This is a genomic window from Chryseobacterium sp. HNCC26DJ241 (genome assembly GCF_057180505.1).
This window is the reverse complement of record NZ_JBXUGL010000003.1, coordinates 108,933-134,533: the sequence shown is the minus strand read 5'-3', so window position 1 is coordinate 134,533 and position 25,601 is coordinate 108,933. Positions and strand designations below refer to the sequence as shown.

Annotated in this window: 27 protein-coding genes; 13 read left to right on the top strand and 14 right to left on the bottom strand. The window is 33.0% G+C overall.

Features of this window, described 5'->3' with window-relative positions; genetic code table 11:
- The first annotated feature begins 5 nt into the window (after positions 1-5).
- Positions 6-527, top strand: coding sequence for an NAD(P)H-dependent oxidoreductase (locus AC2A1C_RS03875; RefSeq protein ID WP_484023634.1), 522 nt, complete (start codon positions 6-8; stop codon positions 525-527).
- 27 nt (positions 528-554) lie between these two features.
- The gene (locus AC2A1C_RS03870) at positions 555-2,399 is read left to right on the top strand and encodes a cation:proton antiporter domain-containing protein (protein ID WP_484023633.1); all 1,845 of its coding nucleotides are present in this window, start codon (positions 555-557) and stop codon (positions 2,397-2,399) included.
- Positions 2,400-2,434: 35 nt separating this feature from the next.
- Here the strand turns inward: AC2A1C_RS03870 and AC2A1C_RS03865 are convergent, their stop codons facing one another.
- Positions 2,435-3,232 carry a head GIN domain-containing protein gene (locus AC2A1C_RS03865; protein ID WP_484023632.1) on the bottom strand — a complete coding sequence of 266 codons (798 nt, stop codon included), beginning with the start codon at positions 3,230-3,232 and terminating at the stop codon, positions 2,435-2,437.
- Between the two features lie 70 nt (positions 3,233-3,302).
- On the opposite strand from AC2A1C_RS03865, the gene AC2A1C_RS03860 reads away from it, so the two are divergent.
- The gene (locus AC2A1C_RS03860) at positions 3,303-5,456 is read left to right on the top strand and encodes a M3 family metallopeptidase (protein WP_484023631.1); all 2,154 of its coding nucleotides are present in this window, start codon (positions 3,303-3,305) and stop codon (positions 5,454-5,456) included.
- A gap of 37 nt (positions 5,457-5,493) precedes the next feature.
- Here AC2A1C_RS03860 and AC2A1C_RS03855 read toward each other — a convergent pair whose 3' ends face one another.
- The gene (locus AC2A1C_RS03855) at positions 5,494-6,513 is read right to left on the bottom strand and encodes an LLM class flavin-dependent oxidoreductase (protein WP_484023629.1); all 1,020 of its coding nucleotides are present in this window, start codon (positions 6,511-6,513) and stop codon (positions 5,494-5,496) included.
- 158 nt (positions 6,514-6,671) lie between these two features.
- Between AC2A1C_RS03855 and AC2A1C_RS03850 the strand changes: the two genes are divergently transcribed.
- A complete protein-coding gene (locus AC2A1C_RS03850; RefSeq protein WP_484023627.1) occupies positions 6,672-6,968 on the top strand; it encodes a hypothetical protein in 297 nt (98 codons plus the stop codon).
- 1 nt (position 6,969) lies between these two features.
- On the opposite strand, the gene AC2A1C_RS03845 is transcribed toward AC2A1C_RS03850, so the two are convergent.
- The 11 genes from AC2A1C_RS03845 to AC2A1C_RS03795 form a co-directional block, all read right to left on the bottom strand.
- Positions 6,970-7,770, bottom strand: coding sequence for an aminotransferase class IV (locus AC2A1C_RS03845; protein ID WP_484023626.1), 801 nt, complete (start codon positions 7,768-7,770; stop codon positions 6,970-6,972).
- A 54-nt stretch (positions 7,771-7,824) separates the two neighbouring features.
- A complete protein-coding gene (locus AC2A1C_RS03840; RefSeq protein WP_484023624.1) occupies positions 7,825-8,211 on the bottom strand; it encodes an START-like domain-containing protein in 387 nt (128 codons plus the stop codon).
- Between the two features lie 96 nt (positions 8,212-8,307).
- Positions 8,308-8,883: a hypothetical protein gene (locus tag AC2A1C_RS03835; RefSeq protein WP_484023622.1), complete on the bottom strand. Its 576-nt coding sequence runs from the start codon at positions 8,881-8,883 to the stop codon at positions 8,308-8,310.
- Positions 8,884-8,941: 58 nt separating this feature from the next.
- Positions 8,942-10,015: a hypothetical protein gene (locus tag AC2A1C_RS03830; RefSeq protein WP_484023621.1), complete on the bottom strand. Its 1,074-nt coding sequence runs from the start codon at positions 10,013-10,015 to the stop codon at positions 8,942-8,944.
- Positions 10,016-10,188: 173 nt separating this feature from the next.
- Entirely contained in the window at positions 10,189-11,364 is a 1,176-nt protein-coding gene (locus tag AC2A1C_RS03825; RefSeq protein ID WP_484023619.1) for an aspartate aminotransferase family protein, read from the bottom strand.
- A 56-nt stretch (positions 11,365-11,420) separates the two neighbouring features.
- Complete coding sequence (locus tag AC2A1C_RS03820; RefSeq protein WP_484023618.1) at positions 11,421-13,163, bottom strand: OstA-like protein; 1,743 nt, start codon at positions 13,161-13,163, stop codon at positions 11,421-11,423.
- Positions 13,163-13,636 (bottom strand): Fur family transcriptional regulator, encoded by a 474-nt coding sequence (locus AC2A1C_RS03815; protein ID WP_484023616.1) that lies wholly within the window; start codon positions 13,634-13,636, stop codon positions 13,163-13,165. The genes AC2A1C_RS03820 and AC2A1C_RS03815 overlap by 1 nt, the downstream gene beginning before the upstream one ends.
- A 64-nt stretch (positions 13,637-13,700) precedes the next feature.
- On the bottom strand, positions 13,701-15,686 hold the full coding sequence (locus tag AC2A1C_RS03810; protein WP_484023614.1) for a KUP/HAK/KT family potassium transporter: 1,986 nt from the start codon (positions 15,684-15,686) through the stop codon (positions 13,701-13,703).
- Between the two features lie 102 nt (positions 15,687-15,788).
- On the bottom strand, positions 15,789-16,772 hold the full coding sequence (locus AC2A1C_RS03805) for a pyruvate dehydrogenase complex E1 component subunit beta (RefSeq protein ID WP_484023612.1): 984 nt from the start codon (positions 16,770-16,772) through the stop codon (positions 15,789-15,791).
- A 116-nt stretch (positions 16,773-16,888) separates the two neighbouring features.
- Positions 16,889-17,308 carry a DUF2147 domain-containing protein gene (locus tag AC2A1C_RS03800; RefSeq protein ID WP_484023610.1) on the bottom strand — a complete coding sequence of 140 codons (420 nt, stop codon included), beginning with the start codon at positions 17,306-17,308 and terminating at the stop codon, positions 16,889-16,891.
- Positions 17,309-17,470: 162 nt separating this feature from the next.
- The gene (locus AC2A1C_RS03795; protein WP_484023609.1) at positions 17,471-19,399 is read right to left on the bottom strand and encodes an LTA synthase family protein; all 1,929 of its coding nucleotides are present in this window, start codon (positions 19,397-19,399) and stop codon (positions 17,471-17,473) included.
- 268 nt (positions 19,400-19,667) lie between these two features.
- Between AC2A1C_RS03795 and AC2A1C_RS03790 the strand changes: the two genes are divergently transcribed.
- From AC2A1C_RS03790 to AC2A1C_RS03765, 6 genes are all read left to right on the top strand, one after another.
- Positions 19,668-20,381 (top strand): CDP-alcohol phosphatidyltransferase family protein, encoded by a 714-nt coding sequence (locus AC2A1C_RS03790; protein ID WP_484023608.1) that lies wholly within the window; start codon positions 19,668-19,670, stop codon positions 20,379-20,381.
- A gap of 5 nt (positions 20,382-20,386) precedes the next feature.
- Entirely contained in the window at positions 20,387-20,794 is a 408-nt protein-coding gene (locus AC2A1C_RS03785) for a hypothetical protein (RefSeq protein WP_484023607.1), read from the top strand.
- Positions 20,795-20,797: 3 nt separating this feature from the next.
- On the top strand, positions 20,798-21,562 hold the full coding sequence (locus tag AC2A1C_RS03780; RefSeq protein WP_484023605.1) for an exonuclease domain-containing protein: 765 nt from the start codon (positions 20,798-20,800) through the stop codon (positions 21,560-21,562).
- A gap of 18 nt (positions 21,563-21,580) precedes the next feature.
- A complete protein-coding gene (locus AC2A1C_RS03775; protein ID WP_484023603.1) occupies positions 21,581-21,952 on the top strand; it encodes a putative signal transducing protein in 372 nt (123 codons plus the stop codon).
- Positions 21,953-21,963: 11 nt separating this feature from the next.
- Positions 21,964-22,569, top strand: coding sequence for a fumarylacetoacetate hydrolase family protein (locus tag AC2A1C_RS03770; RefSeq protein ID WP_484023601.1), 606 nt, complete (start codon positions 21,964-21,966; stop codon positions 22,567-22,569).
- Positions 22,570-22,640: 71 nt separating this feature from the next.
- Positions 22,641-23,078, top strand: a complete 438-nt coding sequence (locus AC2A1C_RS03765) for a universal stress protein (protein ID WP_484023599.1) — start codon at positions 22,641-22,643, stop codon at positions 23,076-23,078.
- Positions 23,079-23,132: 54 nt separating this feature from the next.
- Here AC2A1C_RS03765 and AC2A1C_RS03760 read toward each other — a convergent pair whose 3' ends face one another.
- Complete coding sequence (locus tag AC2A1C_RS03760) at positions 23,133-23,366, bottom strand: hypothetical protein (RefSeq protein WP_484023598.1); 234 nt, start codon at positions 23,364-23,366, stop codon at positions 23,133-23,135.
- 42 nt (positions 23,367-23,408) lie between these two features.
- Between AC2A1C_RS03760 and AC2A1C_RS03755 the strand changes: the two genes are divergently transcribed.
- The 3 genes from AC2A1C_RS03755 to AC2A1C_RS03745 are packed head-to-tail and all read left to right on the top strand — an operon-like array spanning position 23,409 to position 25,584.
- Positions 23,409-24,314: a DUF6427 family protein gene (locus AC2A1C_RS03755; protein WP_484023596.1), complete on the top strand. Its 906-nt coding sequence runs from the start codon at positions 23,409-23,411 to the stop codon at positions 24,312-24,314.
- Between the two features lie 13 nt (positions 24,315-24,327).
- Positions 24,328-24,912 (top strand): DUF3109 family protein, encoded by a 585-nt coding sequence (locus tag AC2A1C_RS03750; RefSeq protein WP_484023594.1) that lies wholly within the window; start codon positions 24,328-24,330, stop codon positions 24,910-24,912.
- A gap of 18 nt (positions 24,913-24,930) precedes the next feature.
- On the top strand, positions 24,931-25,584 hold the full coding sequence (locus tag AC2A1C_RS03745; RefSeq protein WP_484023593.1) for an MgtC/SapB family protein: 654 nt from the start codon (positions 24,931-24,933) through the stop codon (positions 25,582-25,584).
- Positions 25,585-25,601 lie beyond the last annotated feature (17 nt).

Here is a 25,601-nt window from a genome sequence, read left to right as displayed (position 1 = left end):
TTATTTTGAAAAAAACGCTTGTTCTTTTTGCACATCCTTTTTTGGAGTTTTCCAGTAATAATAAGGAGCTGACAAATTTCTATGAGCGTCATCAGCAATTTACGTTCAGAGATTTGTATGAGGAATATCCGGATTTTCATATTCCTGCTTTTCGGGAAAGAAAAAGAATTGTGAATTATGATCGTTTTATTTTTCATTTTCCAATTATCTGGTTCGGAATTCCTCCTTTGTTAAAACTGTGGCTGGATGAAATAGTAGATGGAAACTGGCTGAATAACTACAGCGAAAATCCTTTTGAAAATAAGGAAGTTTATATACTTGTAACCACAAGAAGCAAAGAACGTTCTTTCGGCAGAAAGGGCAAACATGGCTTTACAATTGAAGAACTAATTAGTGGTTTTTTGGTAACATTGAAAATTTTCAAGGCCAATATTAAAAATATTTATATTGTGTATGAGTCTGAAAATCTTTCCAAAAAAGAAATTATACAACATAAGCAAAAATTTGTTGAAATTCTAAACCAATAGATTATTATGGAAAGTTCATCTATATCTATGAATACCCTGATTTTTCTAGGTGCTGCCATTGTTATGGTTCCGCTGGTAAGGAGATTTGGGCTTAGTTCTGTGATTGGATATATTTTAGGAGGAATTATTATTGGTCCTTTTGTATTAAAACTTACCGGAAAAAATACAGAAAATATTATGCATGCTACCGAATTTGGAATTGTAATGCTCTTATTTTTAGTAGGATTGGAACTTGAACCCAAAAAGTTTTGGGCGATGAGAAAAAGAATTTTGGGATTTGGCATTTCTCAAATGATTCTCACCATTGTTATTTTCACAGGAATTTTCTATTTAGCCAATTGGAGATTAGATCAATCTATTACTGTTGCTATATGTTTTGCAATGTCTTCTACAGCAATTGTTTTACAAACCTTAAGTGAAAAAAACATGTTTCGAACTATAGCGGGAGAAGCTTCTTTTTCTACATTACTTTTTCAGGATATTGCCGTTATTCCGATTTTAGCAATTTTACCTTTGATAGCACATCAGCAAGTAAAACAAAATAACAAAGTCCAAATTCTTATACAAAATCTTCCGGAATGGATGCAAGCATCAACTGTTATTTTCGGAGTTGCTACGCTTATACTTTTAGGAAGATATGTCTTTGTTCCTTTTTTAAGATATGTATCTAAATCCGGAATGTCCGAGTTATTGACCGCCTCATCTCTTTTTTTAGTAATTGGCGTTTCAGAGTTGATGGTTGCAATTGGGCTTTCTCCTGCATTAGGGGCTTTTCTTGCCGGTGTAATGCTTGCCAATAGTGAATTTCGGAATGAATTGGAAGCTCAGATAGATCCGTTTAAAGGATTGCTTTTAGCTGTATTTTTTGTAAGTGTAGGAGCGACAATGAATTTTTATACTATAAAGAAAGATCCGATTTTCATTTTCAGTTTGGTATTTACAGTTTTAGTTGTAAAATTTATAGTATTATACCTGATTGGTAAATTTTTCAAAATTGAGACCTCCCAAAATTATTTCTATGCATTTGCACTTTCGCAAGTGGGAGAATTTGCATTTGTATTATTAAATTATTCCGCTAGTCTTTATCTTTTGGATGAAGAACTTTTTTCACAATTAATGGCTGTTGCGGCAATTACAATGTGTATTACTCCTATTTTTCTGCTTCTTTATGAAAAAATAATTTCTGAAAAAACTAATGTTGATGAGAACGAAAACCAACCTTTCAATATTATGGATGCTAATATTCAGCAGAAAAAAATCATTATTGTTGGTTTTGGACATTTCGGAAGTACAGTTGGACGTTTACTGAAAGCCAATAAAATTTCCGCTACTATTCTGGATCATGATTCTGAAAGAATAAAACTGCTAAGAAGCTACGGATTCAAAGTATATTATGGAGATGCTACCAGAATTCCCGTTCTAGAAGCAGCCGGAATTCATGATGCCGAAATTCTGGTACTATGTCTGGATAATCCGGAAAACAATAAATACATCACCGAACTGGTTCGTGAAAAATATCCGAAAGTTAAAATTTTTGTACGAGCAAAAAATCGTAATGATGCTTATTATTACATCAATCACGGAATCGAAAATATCTATCGTGAAACTTTGGGAACTGCCGTAAATATGGCTGTCGATCTTTTGCACGAAACAGGAATGCGAAAATACGCAGCCCGAAGATTAGGAAAAAGATTTAGCCTAATTGATAAGGCTTCACTGAAAAAACTAGCAAAATTAGACGAAGACGACAATAGTTTTACTTTCAAAGAATCCATTCAAAGAGAACAGGAACTCCTTGCTTATGACAGCATGAGTTTTGAATCTCATGATTGGATCGAGAATAATGAGGAAGACGAAGAACCGGAAAAATAAAAGAACGTGCCTCAATGGCACGTTCCTACAAAATTTTATCTCACAGATATACTTCCACCACTGCTTTCTTTTTGTGATGATATCTGAATATTTCCTTTTTTGGTTATGGCAATATCTCCCGCAGAATTGGCTGATGCAGATAAAACATCCGAAACAGAAAGATTGATAGAACCAGAACTTGAAGCCTCCAAATCGGCAATTTCTGCAATCACATTTTCCGCAGCAATACTTCCGGAAGATGAAGCATCCATCATTGCTTTTTTGGTTTTTCCGTTTATATTGATATCTCCTGAAGAAGAAACATCCGCATTAAGATTGACTGCCCAAACTTTTCCGGTATAGCTTCCGCTGCTGGAAACTTCTATACTCAGATCGTTGGCTTCTAAATCACCTTCAATACTTCCTGAGCTTGATGCTTTTACAGTTGTTTTATCTTGTGTAAACTGATCTTTTACTTTAATATCCGCAGAAGAATTGGCTTCGATTACAGAAAAATCCTTTGCAAAAATTTTAACGGCTACATTTTTTGTAGAAAGATTGGTTCCCGATTTCACATGGATATAGAGTTTACCACCATTATTTTCTATTACGATATCATCAATAATATCGGATGGTGCTGTTAGTTTTACAGATTCTTCATTTGATTTTACAATCTCTGCATCAATGGATTGTGTTACTAATATTTGATCGAATTCACCTTTTACTTCTTTTGTTTGGATAGGTCCTTTTCCTTCTTTCGGCATAATATTCAACCATTTTCCTCCCTCAGAATTAGTATTGCAGGAAGATAAGATACAAAATGCAGAAAATAAAAATACGGTTGCAGTTTTCATGTTAATTTTTTTTGATGTTTAAAAAAGATTTCTAAATTTAACGATTATTACTTTCTATAACAACTATGGTATGAAAAATATTACATGCACACTTTTAATTGCTGCTATATTTCTGAACTCGTGTTCTTCTACAACAGCAATAAAAACCACAACTGAAAACAAAGAAAATATGCCTGTACAAAATGATGCCGCTCTTTCCCAAAATCCTTTGATGCGAAAAAGCACTTTACAATATGAAGCTCCGGAATTTGACAAAATCAAAGATGAACACTTCAAACCCGCTTTTGAATATGGACTGATACAGCATAAATCCGAAGTTGAAGTCATTGCCAATAATCCTGAAAAACCTTCTTTTGAAAATACTCTTGTTGCTCTTGAAAAAAGTGGAGAAGTTTTAAAAAGAGCAAAAATTATTTTTTATAATCTTACTGGTTCTAATACAAATCCTACTTTGCAGGCTTTGGAAGAAGAATATGCACCCATTTTTGCAGCACATGATGATGAATTGTATCTGAATGACAAACTTTATCAAAGAATAAAAGCAATCAGCGAAAATGGTTTAGATTCTGAAAGTAAAAGGCTTTTGGAATTTTACAAACAAAATTTTGAAATTGCCGGTGCTGCACTTTCTCCACAGCAAAAAGATCAACTCAAGAAGATCAATCAAGAATTAGCAACACTTTCCACACAGTTTTCCAATAAACTTCTCGAAGCAAGAAAACAAGGAGCTTTAGTTGTGGATGATGTAAAACTTTTGGACGGGCTTTCTCCTGATGAAATTGCTGCTGCTGAAACCGATGCTAAAAATTCAGGACAAAATGGAAAATATCTTTTAGCATTACAAAACACAACTCAACAACCTCTTTTACAAAATCTTAAAAACCGGGAAACTCGCGAAAAACTTTTCAATGCTTCTTGGTACAGAGCGGAAAAAGGTGATAATAACGATACCAGATCCACTATTGAACAACTGGCGAAACTCCGCCTAAAAAAAGCCCAGATTCTTGGAAAGAAAAATTATGCAGAATGGAAACTTCAAGATCAGATGGCAAAAACTCCGGAAGCAGCCATGAATCTTATGAAGCAATTGGCAAAACCTGCTTTAGAAACTGCAAAACATGAAGAATCTGAAATTCAGCAGCTTATTGATTCTCAGAAAGGAAATTTCAAAGTTGAACCTTGGGATTGGAATTTTTATTCTGAACAGGTGAGAAAAGCAAAATTCGATTTGGATGAAAATCAGATAAAACCATATTTCGAAGTAACGACTGTTTTGGAAAAAGGAGTTTTCTATGCTGCTGAAAAATTTTATGGAATTTCTTTCAAAAAACGCCCGGATTTACCGGTGTATCATCCTGACGTAGTTGCTTATGAAGTTTTTGACCACGATGGAAAATCTTTAGCAATTTATTATTTGGATTTTTATACCAGAAATTCCAAAAGTGGTGGTGCATGGATGAGCAATTTTGTGGAACAATCACATTTAATGGGTACAAAACCTGTGATCGTGAATTGCTTCAATTATCAAAAACCGGCTCCCGGAAAACCATCATTGATTAGCTTTGATGACGTAGAAACTATGTTCCATGAATTCGGGCATTCCATTCACGGAATTTTTGCAAATCAAAAATTTACTTCTCTTTCAGGAACTAATACTCCAAGAGATTTCGTGGAATTCCCTTCGCAAATCAATGAGCATTTTGCTTTAGAGCCTGAAATTTTGAAAAATTATGCTCTTCACTACGAAACTAAAAAACCAATTCCACAGGAATTAGTCGATAAAATTAAAAAAGCGGACACTTTCAACCAAGGATATATGACGACCGAGTTGGTTTCCGCCGCAATGAACGATATGGAATGGCATTCCGTAAATAATGAAACTCAGCTAAAACCTGTTCTGGAATTTGAAAAAGAATTACTTTCCAAAAACGGATTTACACTGAAAGCAGTTCCGCCAAGATATCATGCTCCTTATTTTGCACACATTTGGGGAGGTGGTTATTCAGCAGGATATTACGCTTACATCTGGTCAGAAACTATGGATGCTGATGCATGGGAATGGATCAAAGAAAACGGCGGAGTAAAACGCGAAAATGGAGATCGTTTCCGAAAATATATTCTTTCCGTAGGAAATTCGGTAGACTTAAACAAAGCTTATCACGATTTTGCAGGAAGAAATCCGGATATAAAACCATTGCTTAGAAATCGTGGGTTTATAAAATAATCATTCACTAAAAACCGCAGAAAATTCTGCGGTTTTTTTATTTCACAAGCGGAGCAACTTTTCCCCCGAAAAGCTCAATAGATTTCATCATAATATCGTGAGAAGGATCGCCGACATCCATGTGTCCGACAAAACGTGTTAATCCGAATAATTCTTTTACATAATTAATTTTTTCAGCAACTTCTTCAGTATTTCCGATGAATAAAGCTCCTTCCCTACTTCTCCCACCTTCATATTGCATCTTTGTATATGGAGCCCAACCTCTTGAAGAGCCGATTCTGTCCATTTGAGATTTATAATTTTCAAAATATCCGTCAATCACTTTTGGATCTTCGCTTACAAATGTATGAGAATGAACTGCCAACTGCATTTTTTCAGGATCATGTCCCGCTTTTAGATATTCTTGTTTATAAAATTCAACCAAATTTTTGAATTGAACTGGCATACCTCCAATAATGGCTACAACCAAAGGAAGACCTAATTTCGCTGCTCTTAACACCGATTGTGGAGTTCCACCAACAGCAATCCAGATCGGAAGTTTTCCATTATTTTTAGCTCTTGGATAAACGGTTTGATTTTCCATTGGTGCACGAAGATTTCCCGACCAAGTAACATTTTCCTGAGAATTAATTTTCAAGAGAAGATCCAGTTTTTCTTCAAACAACTCTTCATAATCGTTCAAAGAATATCCGTAAAGAGGAAAAGATTCGATAAAACTTCCTCGTCCTACAAAAATTTCTGCTCTTCCAACCGAAATCAAATCCAGCGTTGCAAAATCTTCATATATTTTTACAGGTTCGGAAGAACTCAAAACCGTAACACCACTTGCTAATTTTATGTTTTTTGTGATACTGGCAGCCGCAGCCAAAACCATTTCCGGGGAAGAAACCGCATAATCAGGACGATGATGTTCTCCCATTGCAAAAACATCAAGCCCCACTTCATCCATTAATTTGACTTGCTCCAGAATTTCACGAATTTTAATTCCTGCATTTCTATATTTTCCTGTGCTCGGATCAAAAGCCAAATCTCCAAACATTCCTATTCCTAATTCCATTATTCTAAAAATTTACACAAAAATACTGGAAACCATAATCATTAACATTGATAAAAGATAATTTGAGTTTGATTGTCAAATTCAGCAAATATAAATTACATTTTCAATGTGGTAAAAAATTAGATGAAATTATTTTTAATTTCCAACGTTTTCAATATATGAGTAGTACAGCAAAATTTATTTTTCTTTCCATTTTAGCCTTATTAAGTATCCTGCTATTTTTGTTCAGCACCTTTTTCACCAAAGATATAATAGAAGATAATAAATATGAAAAATGTAAAAAAGGAATGAAATTATGCGAAATTAGAAAAATTTTGGGAAACCCTTCGGAAACAAAAATGTATGATGGTGAAATCATGGATGTATATTATTATTTCCCAATGAAAGAATTTCGTTTCTTTTATTCCAAAAAAAATAGTGTACTTATCCGTTCTTGGGAAACCGATTGTGATTAGATCACGAATTGAAACTTTCTTTCCATTTCTCAATCATTTCCGAAAATCTCTGATTTCCAAAGGTTTTGTTTCTAATTTTTGAAACGGGGAAAATTCCTTTTTCATCCGAAATCATAAGAATTTCATCTGCTTTCTGAGATTCAAAAGCAATCATTTCCGAAGGTTCAATTTCTGCAAAATTATTCTTGTGAATAAAAGTGACAAAATTTTCCATCAATGGTGAAATATACGCTCCTTCCGTTTGTTTGATTACCTTAATGGTTTTTCCTTCCAGAAACATAAGATTTCCGTAGATACTTCGTGCTATTCTTTTATTCGGATTCAGCAGAATAACATCATTCAGATCATTTTCTTTTGCATAAATTTCAGCATAAATATTTTCCGGACAATGAACACGGATATTGCTCAAAAGATTGGTGTTTACATTAATCTCCTTGATTAAATCCATTTCAAATTCCTCTTGAAGTGAAAGCACATCTTCTTTTGGTGTGGTATCAAACCAAAAAGCGATTTCAGATTTTTGCAAAGGTTTTTCATCAGAATTTCTATAAACCAAAAAATTGATGATTCCGTTTTCAGTTCCTTTAGAAAGAACTTCTTCCGTAAAAAGATTCTGAAAATATTCTAATGTATAAGAAAGCGGAATATCCATTCTCATTTTCCTCATAGATGCCATTAGAAAAAAATAACATTCTTCTGCCATAATGAGTTGAGAATTCCTTACAAAAAAAGAAACTTTCACGGCATCTCCATAAAGAAATGCCCGATTTTGAGCCTGAAAATTTTTGGAAATATCTGTCATTTACAATTTTTAAATTCTAAAAAAAATGAACGAAAATCTCGTTCATTAATTTTTTTATGCAGCTCCTAATTTTATTTGGAGGTTTTCAATCAGGTTTTCCCAATACAATTTGTTTTCATCTTCGTCTCCTTCTTCACAGAAATCGGTAATATTAAGAGAAAGATCCTCCGTAATTTCATCAATAACGATAGTCATTTCAAAAAAATTTCTGGTACCTTCATCCTCTTCCCAACGAAAACGCACAAAACTTTCCGGTTTATAACGAATAAGAGTAGCTTTTTCGGCAGGTCCACCTCCCCAACTGAAATAGAAATCGTCTCCCTTTTCCACTACTTCATCTGCAAACCATTCAGAAAGACCTTCTGCACTTGCAAGATATTCATATAAAATTTCCGAAAGACAATGCATCGGAAATTCATAATGTACTTTATGTTTGGCCATATTGCTCTCTTTTTAAACTGTCGCAATATATAAATTAATTTTTTATTTTTACAAAAAAATTGCCTAAATAAAATCATAATTTAGATTAAAAAAAATCTAAAAATGAAAATTTAATTCTACATAACCTATTTTACCAAAACCCGATTCATTCCAAGTTTGTGTATTCTTTTTTTCGAATGTGGAACGATCTATAAGATAATACTTTTTGAAATATAACATTGGCTCTGTGGAAAGAGAAAAATGAGAAGAAATAAAATACTGAATACCAAAGAATAGACCTATTCCATTCTCATATTGTGGTTTATTTATGTTTTTATAATTAGAATATTTAAAAAAATAATCTGCTCCATAATAAAATGACCAACTTTCGAAGTTTTTCAATTTTCTATCTACCCCCAATTTTACTGCAAATTGTGTAAATCCAGTTTCTGAATTATCGTTCTTATAATCGAAGCCTGTTCGAAATCCCCATTTTTTATCCTTTATATACCTATAGTTTACTAGCATAACATTATCATCCGATGTAAATACAGATTTTATAAACTTGTTAATACTAATACCGACTTGATTTTTATATTTATTTTTTATATTCAAAGTATCGGCATGAATGTCCTGAGAAAAACAAATAGCTGGGACTAAAAAAATAAATGTCTTTAAAAAAAGTTTCTTCATAAAAATAAAAAATCTCAAATGAATTAATCAAATGAGATTCACTTTTTGATTTGTTATTTTATTTTTTGAAATAATGAGAAAAAATATTTTTTACTTTTTCCTCAAAATCACCTACATATATATTTACATTTTCTGTACTACCATCAGAATATATTATAAATAATTCTCCTCTATCGCTAACTGTTTTATATACAAGGTCTCCTACTTTAGTACCATTATAAAAAACTTCTGATTTTGAATTTGCATTTATTTGTGCATCTGTAGGATCATCGTATTGACTCAATGCATCTACATTGAAATTATAAGTTATTTTTAATGAACCTTCAGTAACTGTACCGGAAATAGTCTTAAAATCTTCCCAACTAGAAATATTAGAATAATCTGAAGTTTTTAAACTAATATTGGTTACAATTTCTGATCCACAACCTTCTGGTGTAGAAGAATTATAGGTAAATTGAAAATCCTTCGTAGTATTTCTTTTCCAAACAATATTATGAGTAAATGGTGCTGAAAATATTCTAATATTAGCTGTGATGGGCATACTAAAATTTGTACTATTATCAAAAGTCACATTTCCTAAATTCATACTAAAAACAACTTTATCGTTTCTTTTTAAACTTAGATCAAATGTTTTTGGCAACCATACTGTTTCGGAATTATATGAAGTTTGTGTATCTGTATAAGAAGTTACCGAAAGTTCACTATCTACAACTGTTTGATTAGCTCTTGAAGGAAACTTCAAAACAATTGCAGAAGCAGTTGCTGCTTTTGTCCATTTTTTTGTAGTACTATTATACGTGTAAGTTCCGGCTTTATTTACAAACTGGAATTTTTGATTTGCAAATAGATCTCCATACTGATTCTCAAAATCATCTACTATAGTATTCAAATAGCTATCATCATATTCTTGAGCAGTATTGTTAAATAAAGAATATAAAACATAATCCGAAAAGTCTCCATCATTTAATTTTTCTAAACAAGAATAGAAACTGTTAACAGTATTACTGATATTTTTTTTGTCTTCAGCAACTGTAGTTGTCCCAGTATTTTCATCAGAATCAGATGCAGAACATGATTGTATTCCATAAAAAAGCCATAGTACAGCACCTAATAAAAATAGTGTTTTCTTCATAAACGTATCTTTTAAATTTTTTCCAAAAATACATTTAAAAAAAATACATGTCAATCCTTTTTGTGATTATTTTCCAAGCCAATTTCTATAAAGCTTTTGATTAATTGGATTTTTTAAATATTAAACGACACGTTTTCAGTATTTTGTATTTGAAAATTAATAGAACATATTAATTATTTTTCATCTAATACTTCCAGAATTATTTTACATCCTTTTTCTATTTCTTCTTCTGATACTATCAATGGTGGTGAAATTCTCATATATTCATTACGGTAAAGCTGCCAAAAAACGATCAATCCTTTTTCCATACAGCGTTTTGCAACATCCAGTGTGTAGTCCGGATTTTCGAGATTTACAGCAAGCATTAATCCCTTTCCGTTAATATTTTTAATTTTAGGATGAACCAAAAGTTTGCGAAATAATCTTTCTTTTCGTTCCATCTCATTCATCAGTCCACTTTCCAGAACTTCTTTCAAAGTAGCCAGACTGGAAGCTGCAATCAGTGGATTTCCACCAAATGTTGTAATATGTCCCAGTTTGGGAGAATGTGAAAGGCTTTCCATAATTTTTCGGGAACTCATAAATGCTCCAACAGGGACTCCACCTCCCATTCCTTTTCCCATCACCAAAATATCGGGAACAATACCAAAATGTTCAAATGCAAAAAGTTTCCCCGTTCTTCCGAAACCCGGCTGGATCTCATCAAGAATTAAAAGTGCACCCACTTCTTCGCATCTTTTTTTGAGATTTTTGAAATAATTTTCATTGGGAACTAAAAAACCTGCCGCTCCCTGAATAGTTTCGGCGATAACGCAAGCTGTTTTTTCTGTGATCTTTTCAAATTCATTTTCATTATTGAATTCTATGAAATTCACCAAAGGTAAAAGCGGACGAAATTCTCTTTTATGAAATTCGTTTCCGGAAACCGACAAAGCTCCGTGTGTATTTCCATGATAAGAGTTTTTCATGGAAATAATTTCTTCCCTTCCTGTAAAACGTTTTGCCAGCTTCAACGCTCCATCAATAGCTTCCGCACCGGAATTTACAAGGTAAGTTACTTCCAAAGGTTCCGGAGTTGCTTCTGCAAGAAGTTTGCACAATTCTACTGGTTTTTCCTGAGCATATTCTCCGTAAACCATGACATGCAAATATTTCTCGATCTGTTCTTTGATAGCATTTACAATTTTTGGATGAGAATGTCCTAAAGTATTGGCAGAAACTCCCGCTACAAAATCAAGATAGGCTTTTCCGTCTTTTCCGTAAATGTAGCTTCCTTCTGCTTTTTCCACTTCAAAGCCGGAAGCGAATTTTGTTGTCTGTGCTTGGTATTTGTAAAAATCGGTATTCATTGGTATAAAAAACTTTGTCAAAATTTTTGACAAAGTTCGGGAAATTATTTGGAAAACTATTTTCTCGTCCGTTTTGGTTTTTTCGCTTCATCTTTTGCTTTTTCAGCTTCCACTGCTTTTTGAGCTGTATTATAAAGCGAATCATCGGATTCATATTTTATCTCTTCGTAATTCGGAGTATCTAAAAATATATCGCCCCATTTTCGAAGCCTGTCTTTGGTATTCCAGTTAAAATCAGGGAAAAATCTTTGCTCACGGGAAATTTTACTCATGGGATAAATATCGGATTGAGCTCCAATATTACATTCAATAATCTGAACTTTCCGTTCCTCGAAAAGCGCTTCGATAACTCCACAAGTAGAAAGTGCAACTCCTATTCTTTCGGTTTTTTTTGTCTTTTCATCCTGATCATCTGCATAGGTAATTGCTTGTGCATTTCCAATTACTTTTGCTGTTTTGATCTCATTTTTATCATAATAAATGATCATCAGTTTTCCTTTCACCTGATGGAATTCGTCTTTCAAGTTTAAAGAATCTGCTTTGCTTATGGCAAAAGCATTGCCTATTACTTTCAAAGAATCGATGTATTCTTTTTTAGTATCAAAATAGGCTTCAATTTTATCGCCCGTTACTTGTTTTTCTCCACTCCACAAAATAGGTTTTTCATATAAATGCATGATTCCGTCCGTTTCATTAAAACTTAAAGAATCGGCTCTTGCCTGTGCATTGGATTTGAACATTCTTGCTTTTTTGTAAGCACGAAGAAAACTTTTCTTTTTATTGATATTTGCAGTGTCCGGCTTTTGATAAGTAAGGATTTTTTCTGCCGAAAAATAAATAGAATCTTTTTCTAAAATTTTTACGGCATAAGGTTTTTCCGTGATCATTGCAGAATCCTTCTTTTCATAAATTTCTCCGTAACCACCTCTTATAAAACGATTTTCTTTAGGATCGCGAAGCAGAACATTTCCGTTTGCCTTTCCAAAACCGGTAAGCTGGTTGTAATACATTTTATCTCCGGTCAGGATTTTTCCGTTGTAATGAATTCTGGAATTTTTGTTAAGGTAGACTTCCTTAGAATTCATGTTGTAATTTCCTAATTCCGTATAAACATAATTACCCGGATTTTTTTTGTTGGTAATGGTAGTTGGGCCGTTAAAAGTAGCTGTATTAGTAATTTGGTTCTGTTTAATATTAATTCCTTCGACAGTATAATCCGGATTATCGATTTTTACATTTCCGGTAAAATCAATCATTTTGGTAGAAATGTCATAATTTGCAGATTTTGTGTACATTACATTCTGCCCGTTATAAATAGTTCCTCCCGTATCGAAATACGCTTGGTTGGAAACTCTATCATAATAGAGTGTTTCTGTTTTTATGGTCTGTTTCGGATCTGTAAGAACAACATTTTTTCTGGCAATTCCTCGTTGTGTATTACCGTCATATTCCATTTCCTGTGCTGTGATTACAGAACCATCTGCATTTTGCAAACGAACATTTCCAATAGCTTTTACAAAATTTTGCTCCTGATAAAATATGACTTCATCTGCAGCAAGCAAAGAACCTTGATGGGAAAACTGAACATTTCCCTCAAAATAAAAATTCCCATTGTGTTTTTCAGGTTTTACACCGGCAAAATCGGCATGAATAAGATGTACTTTTTCAGTAAGTGTAGAAGCCGTATTTTGTGGTTTATTGAAATACGGATCTTTTACCAAAGGATCTTTAGGCTGTGTTGTGATTTGCGCAAAAACGGATGTGCAAATGAACAGAAAAAGTAAAAGCCAGTATCTCATCAATCTTTTTTGGTTCCGTAAAAATAAAGTGAATGCGAATCAATATTTACGCCAAAAGCGCTTTCGATGGCCTCCTTTATTCCTTGGATTCTCGGATCACAGAATTCAATAATTTCCTCTATTTCTTTATCTGAATCTTTTCTGTAAATTACCAAATGATCGTGCTGCTTATCAAAATACGATTTTTCGTATGAAGAAGAAGTCAATGTTTTTTCTCCAAACTGATGCTTACGAATCAACCCTGCATCAAGAAAAATCTCAATTGTGTTGTATATGGTAGCTTTAGAAACATGATATTTTTTCTGCATCATCAGAAGATAAAGATCATCCACATTGAAATGATGCTCCATATTATAAATCTCTTCAAGAATAGTATATCGCTCCGGTGTATTACGGAAACCTTTTTCCTGAAGATATTGCTTAAGAACATCTTTGATAATGGCTATATTTTTTTCTTTTTGCCGAGTATCCATTACATTAAATTATCCACAAATTTACCGAATTTATTCAAACAAACATTATGATAAAAGACTATTACTATGGTTGTGAATGAACTTGTTCTATTTTACGAGTTACTATATCATGATCCAGCAAAGGAGCAGACTCTACCTCCACATTATGCGGAGAAACACCCCACGCTTTGAAATCATCACTTCCTATATATTTTACGAAATTGTAGATATTAAGAATAATTTTTTCCTTTACTGTTAATAATGTATCATTGATGTAGGTATTGTCAATAATTACATATTTAAGATCTGGTGGAATATTGTGAATTCTCAGCGATGGATGGCTGCTTCGTGAAGGAATGATTTCCTGCTCCATCATATCTTTCAGTACCTGATCAAAATAATCATTGATCCTTCTATCTACTTTAAAACCAAGAAGAAAATTAATTCTAAAAATTGTTCCTGGCATAATTTCATCAATGTAATATTTAAAAGTATATGGCTCTTCCTGATTGACGATCGTTAAGATAAAATAATGATCTGCTCTTTTCGGCTGCCTTCTGATAATGGAATAAATGATTTTGGCTTCTATTTCGCTTTCATTTTTAGCACGACTAAGAAAAGCTAAATTAGTCGCATATTTCGGAATGGTTTCATCCAATTTCAGATCTTTTATCACTGCAACGTATTTCTGAAGTTTTATAAATTTTATAAATTTATTTTTGATCTTTCTTCCATTGAACCATGCATACATACAGACACCGATGGAACCTGCTAAAATTACTGTGATCCACCCTCCTTCAAAAAACTTGATAACGTTTGCACTAAAAAATCCAAACTCAATTCCCATATAAACCAAAGCAAATAATAAGATAAGCAATTTATTCACTCTATGTTTCAATAGCCAGAAAACAAGTAAAAAAGTGGTCATCAACATCGTTACCGTTATGGAAAGTCCATAAGCGGCTTCCATTTTTTTGGATTCTTTGAAGTATAAAACCACAATGATACAAAAGAACAAAAGTCCCCAATTAACTTTTGAAATATACATTTGTCCTTTCACACCCGAAGGATAATCAATTTTTTGATTTGGCCATAAATTAAGCGACATGGCTTCAGAAAAAATGGTAAAAGAACCTGTAATCAATGCTTGGCTCGCAATAATTGCAGCAGCAGTTGCCAAAATAACTCCCGGAATGATCATCCAATCCTGCATAATTCCGAAAAAAGGATTTATTTCTGATAAATCAGAGTTCTTATAATTGCTTAAAAGCCATGAACCTTGTCCTAAATAATTTAGAATCAACATTATTTTTACAAAAACCCAACTTGCTCTGATATTTTTGGCTCCACAATGTCCCAAATCGGAATAAAGTGCTTCAGCTCCTGTAGTACAAAGAAAAACTGCCCCTAAAATCACAATAGCACTCGGAGAATTTACAATGAGTTTATAGGCATAATACGGATTAAATGATCTTAAAATTTCAAAATTTTCTTTAAGATGAGATGCCCCTAATCCTCCCAATACCAAGAACCAAGTAACCATTACTGGTCCAAAAAATTTCCCAATAAAGCTGGTACCAAATTGCTGTACAACAAAAATAGCGATGAGAATTCCAATAGTAATAGGAACTACCGGAGTGTGTGGATTATAAATTTCAAGACCTTCGATAGCTGACATTACCGTAAGTGAAGGTGTAATCACTCCATCTGCAATAAGCGCAGCCGCACCAATAATAGCAATAAGATAAAGCCACTTTTTTTTGAGATTTTTCACCAAAGAAAATAATGCCAAAATTCCTCCCTCACCTTTATTATCTGCTCTCAAAGCAATAACTACATATTTCAGTGTGGTTTGTAACGTCAGCGTCCAGATTATACAGGAAAGTGCTCCTTCAATATATTCATTAAAAGGCATAACCGCGCCTTCACCTCTTGCTTCTACAATCGCCCTCATTACATAAAGCGGTGATGTACCAATGTCTCCGAAAACAATTCCGAGAGAAACCAAAACCCCTACAAATGAAAGCTTTTTCAGGTCAAAATGATGACCTCCTTCTGTAACTTCTGACATAGCAGTAATTTTAAAAGCGCAAATTTATATTAATTTTATGACGTCGAAGAATTTTATCCATAAATTTAATAAATGAAAAAACTTCCTTTCGGAAGTTTTTTTCTATGATTTGATATATAATGCTTTTTTGAGCTCTGCTTTTACTGTTTCCAATTTTGGGAACCATTCTGCAAATAATGCGGAAGAATAAGGAGCAGGAGCATCTGGCGTTGTAATTCTCTTAACCGGAGCATCCAGATAATCAAATGCTTTTTGCTGTACCATATATGTAATTTCGGAAGCTACAGAACCAAAAGGCCATGCTTCTTCCAATACTACCAATCGGTTTGTTTTTTTCACAGAATTCAAAACGGTATCATAATCTAAAGGACGTACTGTTCTTAAATCAATCACCTCAACTGAAATTCCTTCTTTTTCCAAATCTTCAGCAGCCTGCATTGCCAGCTTCATAATTTTTCCGAAAGAAACAAGAGTTACATCTTTTCCTTCTTTCTTAATATCAGCTTTTCCTATTGGGATATAATATTCTTCATCAGGAATTTCCATTTTATCTCCATACATTTGTTCCGATTCCATGAAAATTACCGGATCATTATCCTGAATAGCGGTTTTCAACAATCCTTTTGCATCATAAGGATTAGAAGGAACTACTACTTTAAGACCAGGGCAGTTTGCATACCAGCTTTCAAAAGCCTGAGAGTGAGTCGCACCCAATTGTCCTGCAGAAGCGGTAGGTCCACGGAAAACAATTGGACAGTTCCATTGTCCGCCACTCATTTGACGAATTTTTGCTGCGTTATTAATGATCTGATCAATACCTACTAAGGAAAAATTGAAGGTCATAAATTCTACAATCGGACGGTTTCCATTCATTGCTGCACCTACAGAAATTCCGGCAAAACCGAGCTCTGCAATTGGAGTATCAATGATTCTTTTCGGGCCAAATTCTGCAAGCATTCCTTTTGAAGCTTTATATGCTCCGTTGTATTCTGCTACTTCTTCTCCCATTAGATATATGGATTCGTCTTTGCGCATTTCCTCGCTCATTGCCTGTGCAATCACTTCACGAAAAGTATATTCTGCCATAGTTTTTGAAAAATTTAGATTGCAAAAGTATAAAAAATATAAACATTATTTACATTTTTAAGCAGTAAAAAAGCACCTCAAAAATTGAAGTGCCTTTATTTACTATTTTACATTTACTAATTCGCTTTTTGCCATGTTTGGCTTCTTCCTATTAGTGAGAATCCGATATAACCTCTTACATTTAGTTCATCCTTTTCCTTTTTAATAGTGCATTTATATGTTTTTCCTGTTTTAGGATCTGTAATAGTTCCCCCTGAAAACTCATTTCCGTCTTTTGATAATCCTCTGATGATTTCTAATCCAATTAATGGTTTATTTTTACGATCATCCTTACATTTCACACAATTGCTATTTTCAGGTTTAATCAAAAGCTGAGTGATTTTTCCGTAATACTTTCCATCTGATTTTTTAAAAATCTCTACTATGGACTTAGGCTTTCCGGTTTCATCATCAATGGTTCTCCATTTTCCTTCGATTTGGGCAAAAGATAAAACACTTACCAATGATAAAACGAATGTAAATACTAATTTTTTCATTTTTTTAGATTTTGTTATAAATTAGAGACAAATTGTTTAATTATGCGTTGCTAAAAATATAAATTAATTTTAAACAAACAAAAATTTTTATTATCCGTCACATACATAGCAATTGATATACCAAAAATAAAAATTAAACAGAGATTAAACAGTCAGAAAAAATCAGTTCAGTTTTCTATTGATTACTCTATCCATATAATCCTGATACCACGCTTTGCAAAGCAATTTCCCTTTTTCAACATCCGATTTTCTTAATTTGGAAATCAGGTTCTTTTCAAGATTAAGATCGGATGCATCAAAAACTCCCACCACTTCTTTCCCATCAAACCGATAGATATAATTTCCAATAATAAAATTCTCTAAAACGCCGTCAGAATTTATAATTATTAAAGGATACGATTTATCGCTTACCAAACTTTTTCCCCAACTTCTGATTTTTTTATTGTAACCAATTAAATCTGCCAAAGTTGGATAAATATCAATTTGCTGTGCAAATTCAGGATTTACGCCTTTCAGTTGATAATCAGGATTTGGAGAATAAAAAATCAGTGGAACTGCAAATCGGTTCATTGCTTTTTCATACTCGGAATAATAGGTGTGATTGGTGTGGTCTCCGGTGAAAACAAAAATCGTATTATGAAACCAAGGCTGTTTTTTTGCCGTTTCAAAATATTTTTTGATGGCATTATCTGTATATTCCATCGGTTCGTGCATATCAATTTTCCCTTTTTTGAATTTACCATTATATTTTTCAGGAATTTTAAAAGGATGATGCGAAGATGCCGTAAAAACCGTAGTCATAAAAGGTTGTGTTTTTCCTACATTTTTAGCAAAATATTGTAAAAAAGGTTCGTCCCAGATTGCCCAAATTCCGTCAAAATCTTCATCATGGTTATATTCTGTTTTTCCGAAATAATGTTTGAATCCCAAAATATTTCCAAATCCCTGAAATCCCATTGAACCATTCGGAGCACCGTGATAAAAGGAAGTATCATATCCCAAATCATTGCAAACCGAAACTATAGACTGTATTTTCTGATTAGAATAAGGCGAACTGGTAAATGCATCCGTCAAACTTGGAATTCCCGCTAAAACACTGCTCATCCCATGAATGGATTGTCGTCCGTTTGCAAAAGTATTCGGGAAGATCAAACTTTCATTAGCAAGACTGTCAATAAAAGGAGTATACGAAACGTAATCTTTAATATTCTTATCCTTATTAAAAGCTCCTGAATATTCCCTTCCAAAAGATTCTACAATAAAAATTACAATATTCGGTCTGTTTGTTACTTTTCTATCGTAAATTTTATAAGGCTGAATTTCGCTTTCAATAAATTTTCCATCTACAAAATGAACCTCCTTAAAATTATTGGTTCCCAATGTTCTGAAAAACGAAAAAACGCTGTTCAGAACCAGATTTGCCTGTCCCGGATTTTTTACATGACGATTAGCATCTACAAGATTGATAGGACGAGTACTGTGTTTAAAATCTCCACGAATTCCGCCTACTACCAAAGTGGCCACTCCGCAAAGCGTAAGTATCGACAAAATAAAATATGGAACTAATTTTTTGGGTCTGTTTTCCTGAACTTTCACTTTTTTATACAAAAAAATCCAAAAAATCAATAACAACACAAAAAAAATAGACACCAAAGGATTCTGAACAATGGAAGTTGAAAATACTTTACCTATATTATTTTCATGTTCTGCAACCTGAAGTGCAGCAGAAGTAAGTCTTGCCTGAGAAAATTTAAAATAAATAAAATCCCCGAAATTCATGGAATAAGCAATTCCGTTTGTAATGAAATACAACCAGAACAAAAATTTCTGATATCCTTTTTTAGTATTGATAATAATTGGAATCAGACTCAGGAGAATAAACAAAGAATTTACATACAAAATAGCAGTAGTATCAAATGCAGTTCCGTAATAAGAAATCGTAAAATAATCAGAAATACTATCTACTTTAATCAAATCTTTATTAAAAATCCAAAACAGAAATCGTGCGATCTGATAAAAAAAATAAGCAAGAAAAATCCTGTAAATCAATACAAAAAGCTCCCTCTTTCTAAATTCTTGAAAAAAATTCATAGGTGCAAATTTACATTAAATTCAGATTAATATATCTAATGGTTTAGGAATAGTTGATGGTTGATAGTTGATGGTTGATAGTTGATAGTTGATAGTTGATGGTTGATGGTTGATGGTTGATGGTTGATGTTAACTGACAATTGACAACCGACAACTGACATTTGACAACCGACAACTGACAACTGACAACCGACAACCGACAACTGACAACCGACAACCGACAACTGATACATTGTTACATTCATTATATTGTTTTATTTTTGCGGGTATGAATTTTTTCAGAAATAATTTTGCCAATGCAATCACACTTGGGAATCTTTTTTCGGGTTGTGTTGGCGCCATTCATCTCATATTGGGAAATTATGAGGTGACTGCGATTTGCCTTATTGTATGTTCGGTTTTAGACTTTTTTGATGGTTTTGTTTCGCGTGCTTTGAAAGCCGATTCCAATCTTGGCGTTCAGCTTGATTCTTTAGCCGACATGATAAGTTTTGGATTGATTCCCGGACTTACGATGTTTAAAGCTCTCGAACCATTCGGAAATGAAATTTTCGGAATTTATCTTCCTTTTGAGCTTAAATATTTTGGACTTTTTATAACTGTTTTTTCTTGTCTCAGATTAGCCATTTTCAATATTGATGATGAACAGCATTATTATTTCAAAGGATTGAATACACCAACCAATACAGTTCTTATTTTCGGAATTTTTTATGTAACAAAAGTTTTGGGCGAATTTAATTTTTTGATGACTAACGTTCCGTTTTTAATTGGCCTTACCATCATAAGTTCTTGGTTATTGATCAGTCCAATAAAAATGATTGCGATGAAATTCAAATCAAAAAAATTGAAAGACAATTATCCGAAAATTGTTTTATTGTTGGGCGGAATTGCAATTCTTATTATTTTCAAACTTACTGGTATTCCATTACTTGTCGTTTATTATATTTTGGTTTCAATTTTGTTTCAAAAACAATTAAATTAATTGTTATGAAGAAAAAAATTAATCTTTTTTTAGTTCTTATATTTTGTTTTTCCTCTTATTCTTGTGAAGGTATTTTGAGTGATATTTTGTTTCCCGAAGATGATAAAGAACAGGAACAAGATGTTTCACCTTATAAAGGCGTTTGGAAAGGCAGCTATGGTGGCGCAGAAATCGGTTTTTTAACAGTATTTATATACGAATCAGGAAGAATTGAGGTAAACCGAACCATACTTAATACTGATTATCAGGAAACTTTCTATGGAAATGTCTCAGATATTGGAGATTTAAGTTCTGTAAAATCCGAAGAATCCAATTTTGAAATTTTGGGAAATCTTAATTCGCAAAACAATAATCCTTCCGGAGAATGGAAAAAAAATGAAACATTCGGAACCTGGAAATTAAAAAAACAATAAAAAATGAATTTAAAACTCCATAAACCTCTCTGTATCTTTGATCTGGAAACTACCGGAATTAATATTGGCAAGGATAGAATTGTAGAAATATGTATTCTAAAAGTAAATCCCGATGCTTCCCGTGAAAGCAGGACCTGGCTGGTAAATCCCGAAATGTATATTCCGAAAGAATCTACGGAAATTCATGGGATTTCAGATGAAGATGTGAAGGATGCTCCCACTTTTAAAGAAATTGCTCCAAAAATTATGGAAATGATTTCCGGAAGCGATTTGGGAGGATTCAATTCTAATCGTTTTGATGTTCCACTTTTGGCAGAAGAACTTTTGAGAGCAGGTTTTGATTTTGATTTGAATAAATTTAAACTAGTAGATGCGCAAACTATTTTCCATAAAAAAGAACCTCGACATTTAGTTGCTGCCTATAATTTCTATTGCGGAAAAACACTGGAAAATGCTCATTCTGCGGAAGCAGATGTTTTAGCCACTTTTGAAGTTCTGGATGCGCAGGTTGGTCATTATGAAGATCTACCGAATGATATTGCAAGTTTAAGCGAATTTTCTTTTCACAATAAATTTGCAGATTTGGCAGGTTTTATAGGTTTTGACGAAGATCAACATGAGATTTTCACCTTTGGGAAATACAAAGGTCAGAGAGTGAAAGATATTTTTCAGAAAGATTTGGGCTATTACGGATGGTTGCAAAATGCTGATTTTCCGCTATATTCCAAAAAAGTCTGGACAGCTATACAACTTAGAAGCAGGTTTTAAAATTTAAAAACCATTCATATGGATAATCTTGTTCTTTTAAAAAATTATCAAAGTAATATTGAAGCTGGTCTTTATCAACAGATTTTGGCAGAAAATAATATAAAAAGTTTTATTTGTAATGAGTTTTCATCTTTAGTTTTCCCTTTTCAAGGAACCAATTTGATGGTTTTTGAGAATGATTTACAGAAAGCGTCTGAAGTATTGGAAAATTTTCAAAAAGAAAGCGTTGAGCTTGAGGTGGAACATACGATAGACTCTTATCTATATATATTATGTCCAAAATGTAATTCAAATAATATTTATACTTCCATCGGTGGTCAATATATTTGTTACTATTGTTCAAACGAATGGTATATTAAATCGGATCCTTATTATACTACTGGAATTTAAACAAAAACTCAATGAAAATCATCTGCATCGGAAGAAACTACAGCGAACACGCAAAAGAATTGGGAAACGAAATCCCTGAAAATCCGGTTATTTTTATGAAACCGGACACCGCATTACTAAAAGGAAATGATTTTTACATTCCGGAATTTTCAAACGAAATCCATTACGAAACAGAAGTCGTTCTGAAAATTTCCAAAGGCGGAAAATACATCCAAAAAGAAAATGCTCATAAACACTATGAAGAAATAGGTTTGGGAATAGATTTCACAGCGAGAGATCTACAAAACAAATTGAAATCCAAAGGTTTGCCTTGGGAATTGGCAAAAGGTTTTGATGGTTCTGCAATTGTGAGTCCGTTTTTTAGCAAAAATCTTTATCATCTTGAAAACCTGAATTTTTCCTTACTAAAGAATAGCGTAAAAGTACAAAACGGATTTACCAAAAATATGATATTCAGTTTTGACGAAATTATCACTTTTGTTTCGCAATATTTCACATTGAGAGTCGGAGATCTTATTTTCACCGGAACTCCTGAAGGTGTAGCCAAAGTGGAAGAAAATGATATTCTGCAAGGTTTTCTGGAAGATCAGAAAGTTTTTGATATACGAATTATGTAAAAAATCATAAAAACATACAAAAATGATTAATGATAATTTTGTAACTTTAAAAGACAAAAAAATCAGAAATCATGTCAAATATTGTTCTTCCCGTAGATTTTGGTGAATCTACAGATGTTTTGGTAGATGCAGCAATAAAGTTTGCAAAAGAAATAAATGGAAAAATTTGTCTGATACATGTAGCTCCTACTGATATAGGATTTGCAATTGGCGATATGGGATTTCAATATTTTCCGGAAGTGGAGCAAAATGAAATTCGACAGGAGCTTATCCAACTTAATAATATCCATCAAAGGATTCTTGCTTATGGTATAGAATGCGAGCATCTTTTGAAGCAAGGAATTGCTGGTGATACAATTTTAGATTATGCTAAAGAAAAAAAGGCAGACTATATAGTTTTAGGCTCACATGGAAGGAGCGGAATTTATGATGTTTTTGTGGGAAGTCTTACAAAGGAAATCACGCGAAGATCTAAAATTCCGGTGCTTGTAATTCCGGTTCATGAATAAAAAAATAAAACCCTGACCATAATTCAGGGTTTTACTTTATATAAATATCAATTATTAACCTTCCTTTTTATAGATTTTAGGATCATAATATGGATGCTTTCCTTCTGTTGGAGAGAAGTATTCATTATCTTTGTCACCACCTAAATCTACTACCAATACATAACACCAATAAATGAATAAAGCCGTTGCTACTAAAAACAAAACCCAGTTTAGATAATCTCCCAAAATATCAAAAAACTGGAAAGACCATTTGAAAACTTTACTCAACAATAACCAGAATCCCGTCATTATTTTCCCTTTTTAAATTAACTTTGCACAAATTTATAAAAAATGTTTAAATTACTTTCAAAAGAAAGCAATATTTTTTCAATTCCGGTATATTTAGGTTTTCTTTTATTTATCGTAATATCTTTTAATATATTCAATTTCAATACTTTAAGTGTAATTTCTGCAATTATTACATTTTCAGGCATTGCATTGGGATATTTTCTTTTCAATAAAATTAATCTCACCTATCAGACTCATTTGCCTTTATTTCTTTATACATTTTTTGTATTTGGAATCTATCCCGGATATTTAGATATTGGAATTGCGGTTTCGCTACTTACCAATTCATTTTTGCTGTTATTATTGACCGATCAGGATAATGCTTCCAAAAACAGCTCTTATCTTTTGGTAGGCTCTATTCTTGCGATTAATTTTATTTTTCTTCCCACTACTTTTCCATTAACTGTTTTTGTGATCCTCCATATCATAAGTACTGCTGAAAGAATTGCTTTGAATATTTTCAGGCTTTTTTATGGCATGTTTCTCATAGGAATTACATATTTCAGTATTGCTTATTTTTTAAATCTCAATAGCTGGAATCCTAATTATTTGCCGATTGTAGATCTAAAACCCATGACTGATCTTCATCAGCTTTATTTTTTAATACCTGTTTTTTTAATGATGATCTATGCTGTTTTCGATCATTTCAGTAATTATAATAAAAAAAGTCCGGCTAGCCGATATAAGTATACATTCCTTCTCATATTTACATTATCACAATTTGTAACTCTATTTTTGTACATGGGAAAAAATTATGAATATCTTTTGCTGATGACATTTCCTGCAAGTATCATTCTCAGCAGAATGCTTCGCTTCCTTCCCAAATACTGGATGAGTGAGGCTTGTTTATGGATATGCTTTTTCTCATTAGTATTATACAAAATTTCCGGCTACTTCGGTTTTTTATAACTAACTTTGAATTATGATTCAGATTGATGACAAATTAGTCTCCGAAGAGATTTTTTCCGAAGAATTCGTTTGCAATCTTAGCAAATGTAAAGGAGCATGTTGTGTAGAAGGCGATGTAGGTGCACCTCTTGATAAAAGTGAAACCGAAATTCTAGAAAAGTTGTATCCAAAGATAAAACCCTATCTCACAGAAGATGGTATAAAATCTATTGAAAAACATGGGACTTGGACTACAGATCCAATAGACGGAGATTTCGTAACACCAATGGTGGAAAACAGAGAATGTGTATATGTAACGTTTGATGAAAAGGGAATCACCAAATGCGGAATTGAAAAAGCATACGAAGATGGCGCTATTGATTGGCAAAAACCTATTTCCTGTCATCTTTATCCAATCCGCGTTACAGAATACAGAACTTTTACAGCCTTAAATTACCATGAATGGCCTATTTGCAATGATGCCTGTGTTTTAGGAAAAGAACTGAAAGTTCCCGTTTATAAATTTTTGAAAACACCGCTCATCCGTAAATATGGAGAAGAATTTTATCAGGTACTTTCCGATGCCGCGGATGAATGGAAAAAGGAATTCGGGAAATAATTTTTAAACTATTTTCCTATGGAATTTGCTGAGCATTTAGAAATTTCAGATGTATATAAAGTTTTGTTTTCATTACTTGCAGGACTTATTTTAGGTTTTGAGAGGGAAATGAAAGTAAAATCCGCAGGTCTGAAAACCATTACCATCATTTGTCTTGGCTCTACCCTTTTCACTTTGCTGTCTTACAAATTTGTCGGAAATTCCGGAGATCCTACAAGAATTGCTTCTTATATTGTAAGCGGAATAGGATTTTTAGGAGCTGGTGTCATTTTTAAAGAAGGTTTTACGGTTCATGGTCTCACTACTGCCGGAATTATCTGGATGGCTGCAGCAATAGGAATGTCGATAGGATATGGAGAAATTGCTCTTGGTTTTATCTTTCTTGCGGTCTCGCTGATTGTGATCTACACAGGTCAGTTTGCCAATAATCTTTTCCTTCCTCAAAGTATGAGTAAAATTCTAAAATATGAAGTCAATATTGAGGAAAAAGAAATACGGGAAGAAATTTTTTCAAACGTGACAAAAATTGCCAAAGAAGTACACAAAGTGATTACCGAAAAAAAGGGAAATCAACTTTTCATAACGTTAGACATCCACATTAGTGGAAAAAAAATAAAAGAACTGGAAGATTATTTTCTTAATAATCCTAGTATAAAATCTTTTACTTTATAAAAAATCCGCTGAATTAA